Annotated in this window: 7 protein-coding genes; 1 reads left to right on the top strand and 6 read right to left on the bottom strand. The window is 67.8% G+C overall.

The annotated features are described in order from the left end of the window. Positions 1 to 179: 179 nt before the first annotated feature. The 3 genes from ASD82_RS02925 to ASD82_RS02915 all read right to left on the bottom strand — a co-directional run bounded on the left by ASD82_RS02925 (position 180) and on the right by ASD82_RS02915 (position 3,957). Entirely contained in the window at positions 180 to 1,061 is an 882-nt protein-coding gene (locus ASD82_RS02925) for a YbaY family lipoprotein (protein WP_056715150.1), read from the bottom strand. Positions 1,062 to 1,222: 161 nt separating this feature from the next. Then, entirely contained in the window at positions 1,223 to 2,506 is a 1,284-nt protein-coding gene (gene purD / locus ASD82_RS02920; protein ID WP_056715147.1) for a phosphoribosylamine--glycine ligase, read from the bottom strand. A gap of 77 nt (positions 2,507 to 2,583) precedes the next feature. Next, a complete protein-coding gene (locus tag ASD82_RS02915) occupies positions 2,584 to 3,957 on the bottom strand; it encodes an AMP-binding protein (RefSeq protein ID WP_056715159.1) in 1,374 nt (457 codons plus the stop codon). On the opposite strand from ASD82_RS02915, the gene ASD82_RS17585 reads away from it, so the two are divergent. Then, complete coding sequence (locus ASD82_RS17585; RefSeq protein ID WP_157599165.1) at positions 3,943 to 4,104, top strand: hypothetical protein; 162 nt, start codon at positions 3,943 to 3,945, stop codon at positions 4,102 to 4,104. The genes ASD82_RS02915 and ASD82_RS17585 overlap by 15 nt on opposite strands. Here the strand turns inward: ASD82_RS17585 and ASD82_RS02910 are convergent. The 3 genes from ASD82_RS02910 to dprA all read right to left on the bottom strand — a co-directional run bounded on the left by ASD82_RS02910 (position 4,091) and on the right by dprA (position 8,462). Continuing rightward, on the bottom strand, positions 4,091 to 4,663 hold the full coding sequence (locus tag ASD82_RS02910) for a Sua5/YciO/YrdC/YwlC family protein (RefSeq protein ID WP_056715144.1): 573 nt from the start codon (positions 4,661 to 4,663) through the stop codon (positions 4,091 to 4,093). The two genes, ASD82_RS17585 and ASD82_RS02910, sit on opposite strands and share 14 nt — an antisense overlap. Beyond that, entirely contained in the window at positions 4,664 to 7,174 is a 2,511-nt protein-coding gene (locus ASD82_RS02905; RefSeq protein WP_056715141.1) for a DNA topoisomerase I, read from the bottom strand. It lies immediately after the preceding gene. A 121-nt stretch (positions 7,175 to 7,295) separates the two neighbouring features. Beyond that, a complete protein-coding gene (gene dprA, locus ASD82_RS02900; RefSeq protein WP_056715139.1) occupies positions 7,296 to 8,462 on the bottom strand; it encodes a DNA-processing protein DprA in 1,167 nt (388 codons plus the stop codon). Between the last annotated feature and the right edge of the window lie 69 nt (positions 8,463 to 8,531).

The following is an 8,531-nucleotide window of genomic DNA, read 5'->3' as shown; positions in this document are numbered from 1 at the left end:
GCCGGACGTGGATCGGTCACGCAAGTGACTGATTCACGTGAGCACGTCCGGGCATGTACCGGACGTGCGATAGAAGAAAGCCACAGGAAGTGGTTTTCTTCACAGGCTCTGAGTTCTCGTAAGGCACAAAAAAAGCCGCCGGTCTCCCGGCGGCTTTTTCTTTTGGACGTCTGGACGGCTTACTTGTTCTTGCCGCCGGTGGCGATGCCGAGGATCGACACCGCGTCCTTCTTCATGGTGGCGGCGGCCGCGGCATCCAGCGGCTGCACGTCGGCGCCGACCTGATGCTGCTGGAGCACCAGGGTGCCGTCCTCGCTCCAGCCGGCGCGGTCGATCGCGCTGGGCTTGCCGTCGCGGTTCGCCTTGGTTTCCTGCACGATCACCCACGGCTTGCCGTTCTTGTAGGCGTAATCGGTGCTGGTGTAGCCCTTGTCGCCGTAGTCGACTTCCTCGCGGATGTACTTCACTTCGCCGGCCTGGCGGAACAGCTGCCAGCCGCGCGAGTCATTGGCCTCCAGCTTGGTGCCATGGCTGATCTTCATGCCGCCGATCTGCGCCTTGACCTCGCCGAATTCGGCCAGCAGCTTCTCGGATGGGGTCTGCTCCGACTGCAACTGGATCGCCACCGCGTCGTTGTTGCTGCCCTTGGCCAGCACCGGCGCCTGGATCGGCATGGTGTACTGGCGATCGCCGTCGGTGATGGTGGCCTGGATCACGTACAGGTCGTTCGGCTTCACATCAGCCGGGTTGAAGCTGAGCGTGAACGACTGCGGGAACGTGCCGGCCGGCGAGGTCTTGCTGGCCAGCGGCGCCGAACCCACGGCGGTGGAGGACACGTCGACCAGGTTCAGCACCAGGCTGGCCTTGTCCGACGGCGTCGACGAGCCGGCACGCAGCGAAATCGTTCCGCTCACCTGGCTCGGCGTTTTCGCCACGGCGCCCGCGGTGTTCGCCGAAGCGGGACCGGAGGAGTCCGCCTGCGGGGACGAATTGGAAGCGTTGTTGCAGCCAGCCAGGGCCAGTGCAGCAACCGACATCAGCGACAAAACCGTCTTGCGCATCGGGGAAACCTCTTCAAGCGTGAAATCAGGCACGTGTCCGTTCAGGCGCTCGGCGCCACGACTTTTACGCGGGGGAAGTTCCAAGCATAGCCCAAAAAGCCCGGCCCGGAAAAGTCAAGCCATCCAATGGCCTACCATTCGCCTGCGTACTGGCTGCTGGATCAGCCGCGATGCAGCGCCCGGTGGGCGATGTCGCGGCGGCAGAACGCGCCGTCATAGCGAATCCGGCTGACCGCGGCGTAGGCGCTTTCGCGCGCCGCGCCGATGTCCGCGCCCAGCGCGCACACGGTCAACACGCGCCCGCCAGCGCTGACCACGCGCCCGGCATCATCGAGCCGCGTGCCGGCATGAAACACTTTCACGTCGCCGCTTTCCGGTGAATCCAGCCCGCTGATCGCATCACCCAGACGCACTCGCCCCGGATAACCACCGGCGGCCATCACCACGCCGATTGCCGGGCGCGCATCCCAGCGCGCCGTGGTGTTCGCCAGACGGCCATCCAGCGCTGCATCGATCAGATCCACCAGGTCGGACTTCAAACGCAGCATGATCGGCTGGGTTTCCGGATCGCCGAAACGCACGTTGAACTCGATCACCTTCGGCGCGCCGGACTTGTCGATCATCAGGCCGGCGTAAAGGAAGCCGATGAACGGTGCACCCTCGGCCGCCATGCCACGCAGGGTCGGCTCGATCACTTCCTTCAGGATGCGCTGCTCGACTTCCGGCGTAACCACCGGCGCGGGCGAGTACGCACCCATGCCGCCGGTGTTGGGGCCGAGGTCGCCTTCGTCGCGGCGCTTGTGGTCCTGGCTGGAGGCCATCGGCAGCGCGTGGCTGCCGTCGCTCATCACGATGTAGCTGGCCTCCTCGCCGTCAAGGAATTCCTCGATCACCACGCGCGCCGAGGCATCGCCGAAGCTGTGCGCGCCAAGCATGTCGTGCAGCGCCAGTTCCGCATCGGCCAGGGTCAGTGCCACCACCACGCCCTTGCCGGCGGCCAGGCCGTCCGCCTTGATCACGATCGGCGCGCCCTGCTTGCGCACGTAGGCGAGCGCGGGATTGAGTTCGGTGAAAACCGCGTAGTGCGCGGTGGGAATGTTGTGCCGCTGCAGGAAATCCTTGGCAAACGCCTTGGAGCCTTCCAGCTGCGCGGCGATCGCGCGCGGGCCGAAGATGCGCAGGCCGGCCGCGCGGAACCTGTCGACCACGCCGGCGACCAGCGGCACCTCGGGACCGACCACGGTCAAGCCGATCTTTTCGCGCTTCGCCAGCGCAAGCAGGCCATCGATGTCGTTTATAGCCACATCGGCGTTGCGCACGCCGGGCTCGCGCGCCGTGCCGGCATTGCCAGGGGCGACGATCACCTCGTCGACCTGCACCGACTGCCCCAGCTTCCACGCCAGCGCGTGTTCGCGCCCGCCACTGCCGATCACCAGAACCTTCATGCCTGCACTCCCGTGCGCCACACGACGCAGCTGCGCATTGTAACGGCTGCGGCGGGAGCGCCGTGAGGCAGCTGCGCTCAGTCGCGGGCTTGCAGAAGATCCAGCAGGGCGGCTCGCGGCAGTTTGCCGGTCTCGTTGCGCGGCAGTGCCTCGACCAGCTTCAGCGGACGCGGCAGGAACAGCGGGTCGATGGCCCGGCGCAGGGCATCGAGGATGACCTGTTCATCCAGTCCGGGCGCGACCACCAGAGCGGCGATCCGGTGCACGCCGAGCGCGTCGCCGTCGCCATGCTGGAACACCACGCCGTCGCGCACGCCGGGGATCGCCAGCAGGCGGCGGGTGAGATCGGCCAGCGAGGCTCGCTTGCCGGCGATTTCCAGCATGTCCGCATGCCGACCGCACAAGCGGAAGCGACGACCGTCGCCGGACAGGCTGACGATGTCGGCCAGGGTGACCGGCGCGCCGAGCTGGGGCGCCTCGATTGCAGTGCCATCGGGCTGCGGGTGCAGGGTCACGTCGTCATACAGCGACCAGTCCTCGTCCACGGTGGGGCGGCGACTGGCGAACACGCAGGTCTCGGTGGAGCCAAACACCTCCAGCAGCGGCGCGTCGAAGCGCTGCTCGGCGGCCCGCGCCAGCTCGACCGGCAAGGGCGCGGTGGCCGACACCATCGCCGCGATCGGCGGCAGGGCAATGCCCGATTCGATCAGCGCACGCAGATGCACCGGCGTGGTCACCAGCACCCGTGGTTCCGGCACCGTGGCCAGCGCCGCCGCGACGTCGCCGGGAAAAAACGGGCGGCCGGTGTGCACGCCCACCTCGCCCAGCAGGGGCAGCAATACCGACATCTCCATCCCGTACATGTGCTGCGGCGGCACCGTGGCGACCACCTCGAAGCGGTCGCCGACGGTGGCATGCAACCGCGCCAGGTTGCCCGCGTTGCTGGCGTGGAAGCTGCCCCAGGTCTTCCGGTTCGCCCCGGGCACGCCGGTGGAGCCGGAGGTGTAGCCGATCGCCACCACCTGGTCGGCGGGAATCGTGGGCCAGCCGGCCTCGACCTGCGCGGGTGGCAGCGCGTCGAACGACGGCAGTTGCCGATAGTTCGGCGGCGCCGGATCGAGCCGCTGCTCGCCCAGGGCATGGCAACCCGGATGGGCCCGCATCACCTCGTCCACCGCCTGTGGCGCGCGCGAGGAAGGCAGCAAGTTGGTCTGGCCGCGCAACACCACCGCGCAGAACGCCACCAGGAAGGCGTACCGGTCCTCGCACAGGTTCACCGCGGCCGTCGCGTCGGGCAGGAACGCCGCCACGGCCCGGACGTCGGCCAGGAAATGCGCGGCGCTGATCGCCTGGCCATGCCGCCAGGCCACCACCCGTGCCGGGTCGGCGGCCACCAGCAGGGGCAGCAACGGCGAGAGCTCGCGCTGGCGCGGGTCGTGGACGATAACCAAACTGCTGTCTCCCTGATCTTCGATACGTTGCGTGCCCGAGCATCGCGCGGCCATGTGAACAGCGACGTGAACGCGGTCGCGCAGATCCGCGACGGCTCGACCCTGACCTGCCGGCATGCGCTCCCCCGCACGCTCAGCCGCGAATGATAGCGCCCGACAGCACGTCGCGAATCACCGTGGGGCTGCGCTGGCCGCCCAGCGGGGCTTCCAGCACGCCGTCCAGTGCGTCGCCAAAATAGTCCGCTACCTGCTCGGCCGCGCGCGCCGGCGGCTGGCCGTGGGGGTTGGCGCTGGTCGACACCAGTGCGCCGCCATAGGCCCGGCACAGCGCCGCTGCCGGTTCGTGGGCGGTCACCCGCAACGCGATGCCGGCGTGGTTGCCGGCAACCCAGTCGGGCACTTCGGCTGAGCGCGGGAAGATCCAGGTGTAGGGCCCCGGCCAGCTGGCCAGCACTTGCTGCAGCATCGCCTCCGGCACGGACGCCCGGTCGATGTAGCGCTCTACCTGGCCGAAGTCTGCCGCAATCAGCAGCACGCCCTGGGTCGGCGGGCGCTGCTTCAGCGCAAACAATCGCTCGAACGCGACCCGGTCATGCGGATCGCAGCCGAGGCCGAAGACCGCCTCGGTCGGATACGCCAGCACGCCGCCACCGTGCAGCAGCGCGGCGGCGGCATCCAGGTCGGCGAGGGTGAAACGCTGCAGCACTCAGGCCTCGGCGCTGTCGCTGGCAGTCTTCTTCGCGACCGTCTTTTTCGTGGCGGTTTTCTTCGCCGTGCTCTTCACCGCGGTCTTCTTGGTCGCGGCTTTCCTGGTCGCGGTCTTCTTCACCGCCGTTTTCTTCACCGCCGTTTTCTTGGCCGGAGCCGCCTTTTTCGCGGCCGCCTTCTTGCTCGCGGTCTTCTTGCCGAAACGGCCCTTGCGCACCGGCGCCGCGGCCAGCAGTTCGAGGCACTGGGCTTCGGTCAGTTCCTTCGGCTCCTGCTCCTTGGGAATGCGCGCGTTCTTCTCGCCGTCGGTGATATAGGCGCCATAGCGGCCGTTCAGCACCTGCACGCCGTTGCCGAAATCGAGGATCAGCCGGTTCGCCAGCATCTCCAGTTTCTCCTGCACGATCTGCAGCGCGCGGGGCAGCTCGATGGTGTACGGATCGTCTTCAGGCTTCAGCGAGGCATAGGTGCTGCCCTGCTTCACGAACGGCCCGAAGCGGCCGATCGCCACGCTGACCTCGTCGCCGTTCTCCGCCTGGCCCAGTTTGCGCGGCAGCTTGAACAGCTCCAGCGCCTCAGCCAGTTCGATGGTGTGCATGCTCTGGCCGGGACGCAGCGAGGCGAATTGCAGCTTCTCCTCGCTGTCCTTGTCGCCGATGGCGGCATACGGCCCGAACCGGCCCAGCCGCACGAACACCGGCTTGCCGGTCTTCGGATCGGTGCCCAGCTCGCGCGCGCCGGTGGCCTCGCTGCGGTCGACCGACTCGGCCTTCTCGTCCACCTGCTGCTTGAACGGCTTCCAGAAGCGCTCCATCAGCGGTACCCAGGCTTCCTCGCCCCGGCTGACCGCATCGAGCTCGTCCTCGAGCTTGGCGGTGAAATCGTAGTCGACGTACTGGGTGAAATGCTGGGTGAGGAACTTGCTGACCGCGCGACCCACGTCGCTGGGCTTGAAGCGGCGGCTGTCGAGGTACACGTATTCGCGGTTCTGCAGCACCTGGATGATGCTGGCATAGGTCGACGGACGGCCGATGCCGTGCTCTTCCAGAGCCTTGACCAGGCTCGCTTCGGAGTAGCGCGGCGGCGGCTCGGTGAAGTGCTGGTCGGCGACGATCTCGTGCAGCGGCACGGCCTCGCCTTTCTCCAGCCGGGGCAGGCGACGGCCTTCGTCGTCGTCATCGGCGTTCTTCTGGTCGCGGCCTTCCTCGTAGACGGCGAGGAAGCCGGGATCGACCACCGTGGTGCCGGTCGAACGGAACGAGGCATCGCCGCCGGCCATGTCCGCCAGCGCGAACTCCACGGACACGGTGTTCAGCGTGGCGTGGATCATCTGGCAGGCGACGGTGCGCTTCCAGATCAGCTCGTACAGCTTGCGCTGATCGTCATTGAGGAACGCAGCCACCGACTTCGGCGTGTACATCGCCGAGGTCGGGCGGATCGCCTCATGGGCTTCCTGCGCGTTCTTCGACTTGGTCTTGTAGACCTGCGGCGCATCCGGCAGTGCGTGGCCGCCGAAGTCGCGGGCGATCAGCTGGCGCAATTCGGCCATCGCGTCGTCACCGAGCATGGTCGAGTCGGTACGCATGTAGGTGATCAGGCCGACGTTGCCTTCGCTGCCCAGCGCCACACCCTCGTACAAGCCCTGCGCCACCTTCATCGTGCGGCTGGTGGTGAAGCCGAGCTTGCGTGCGGCCTCCTGCTGCAGGGTGGAGGTAGTGAACGGAGCCGCCGGGCGACGCTTGCGCTCCTTCGAGCTGACCTCGCTGACGACGAGGCGACCACGGGCAGCCGCCTTCAGCGCCTCGCGGGCCGCATGGGCAGCGGTTTCGCTGGTGAGGTCGAACTGCTCGAACTTCTTGCCGTTGAGGCGCGACAGCCGCGCGCTGAAGTCGCCGTCGACATGCTTCAGCTGGGCCTCAACGGTCCAGTATTCGCGCGCCTTGAACGCCTCGATCTCCTCCTCGCGCTCGACGATCATGCGCAGCGCCGGCGACTGCACGCGGCCGGCAGAAAGCCCACGCTGCACCTTGCGCCACAGCACCGGTGACAGGTTGAAGCCGACCAGGTAGTCCAGCGCGCGGCGCGCCTGCTGGGCGTCGACCAGGTCGTGCGACAGCTGGCGCGGCGCGGCCACCGCGGCCTTGATCGCCTTCGGCGTGATCTCGGAGAACACCACCCGGTGCAGCTGCTTGCCCTTGGTCAGGCCACGCTCACCGAGGATCTCGCTGATGTGCCAGCTGATCGCCTCGCCTTCGCGATCCAAGTCGGTCGCGAGGTAGATGTCGTCGGCCAGTTTGGCGGCCTTGGCGATCGCATCGACGTGCTTCTGGTTGCGCTCGATCACCTCGTACGTCATCGCGAAGCCGTGCTCGGTATCGACCGCGCCTTCCTTCGGCTTGAGGTCGCGCACGTGACCGTAGGAGGCGAGGACCTGGAAATCCTTGCCGAGGTATTTGTTGATCGTCTTGGCCTTGGCCGGTGATTCGACGATGAGCAGGTTTTTTGCCATGAAGCGGGATATCCGAGAGTGAACCACCGGCGCTTCCGTGCCGGACATATATATAGTTGAAACCACGCGCCGCCGGCGGCTGTCAAGCCCGCCACGCGGGGCCGAGCCACGCCGGCGAGGCTCAGCCGTCCGGCAGGCGCTGGTAGCGATTGCCTGCCAGGCTCTCGACGCGCCGCTCCAGTTCCAGCATCAGCAGCATCGACGAAAGCGCGCCGGCAGACTGCCCGGTACGCTGCACAAGTTCGTCCAACGTCGCCGGCGCATGACCAAGTTCAGTCAAAAGCCGCCGATAATCCGGATCGCCGCAAGGACCGGAACGATCGATTCCCGGGGTTCCGACGGCTCGCGGATCAGCAGCATCCGACCCCGCCGAGTCCAGCCGGGCAGCCAGCTGGCCGCCAAGCATGCGCGCTGCAGGCGCCAATGTCTCGACAATTTCCGTCGCCGTCTCGACCAGCCGGGCGCCGTCGCGGATCAACTGGTGGCATCCGCGGGCCAGCGGATCATGGATGGAACCGGGCAGCGCAAATACCTCGCGGCCCTGCTCGGCCGCCAGCCGGGCGGTGATCAGCGAACCGGACTTCAGCCCCGCCTCGATCACCAAGGTGCCCAGCGCCAGCGCGGAGATGATCCGGTTGCGACGGGGGAAATGATCGGGGCGCGCCGCCGTGCCGGGAGGAAACTCGCTGACGATCGCGCCCTCGGCCGCGATCCGCCGGGCCAGCGCATGGTGCTTGCGGGGATAGACGCGATCGGGCCCGGTGCCGATCACCGCCACTGTCTTCGCCCCGGCATCGAGGGCCGCGGCATGGGCGGCGCCGTCGACACCGTCGGCCATGCCGCTGGTGATCGCGAAGCCGGCGTCGGCCAGCGCCGTGGCAAACGCCCGGGCATGGGCCAGCCCCTTGGCGCTGGCGCTGCGGGCTCCCACGATCGCCACCTGCGGATACAGCAGCAGATCGCTGTCACCTACCACAAACAGCGCGGCCGGTGGCTGCGGGATGTCTTCCAGCAGCGGCGGAAAGTCCGCGTCCGTGCAGCGCAGCAGGCGACGGGCTGGCTCGGCCAGCCAGGCCATGTCCGCATCCAGCAGCGCGGCATCGGGCCGGGCCAGCCAGGCCTGCGCGGGCTCACCCAGGGATGTCGCCTGGCGCTGCAATTGCGCCAGCGCGGCGTGCATGTCTCCGCCGGCCGCATCCAGCCGGGCCCGCAGCCCGCCCGGCCCCAGCCCCGGCGTGCGCAGGGCGATCAGCCACGCGCGTTGTTCCTGCAGATCGTCCCTGGTCATGCGTCGAGTTTACGGAGCACCCGGCAAAGAAAACGGCGCGGTGGAAACCGCGCCGTCGTGTAGGAAGAT

This window comes from Rhodanobacter sp. Root179, from assembly GCF_001428465.1.
Lineage (GTDB): Bacteria > Pseudomonadota > Gammaproteobacteria > Xanthomonadales > Rhodanobacteraceae > Rhodanobacter.
Note: the sequence above shows the minus strand (reverse complement) of the source record. Positions and strands in the feature narration are given on the sequence as shown.

Bases quoted from the DNA above. Each gene is read 5' to 3' on its own strand.
- ASD82_RS02925 (WP_056715150.1), bottom strand. From the start codon at position 1,061: ATGCGCAAGACGGTTTTGTCGCTGATGTCGGTTGCTGCACTGGCCCTG.
- purD (WP_056715147.1), bottom strand. From the start codon at position 2,506: ATGAAGGTTCTGGTGATCGGCAGTGGCGGGCGCGAACACGCGCTGGCG.
- ASD82_RS02905 (WP_056715141.1), bottom strand. From the start codon at position 7,174: ATGGCAAAAAACCTGCTCATCGTCGAATCACCGGCCAAGGCCAAGACG.
- dprA (WP_056715139.1), bottom strand. From the start codon at position 8,462: ATGACCAGGGACGATCTGCAGGAACAACGCGCGTGGCTGATCGCCCTG.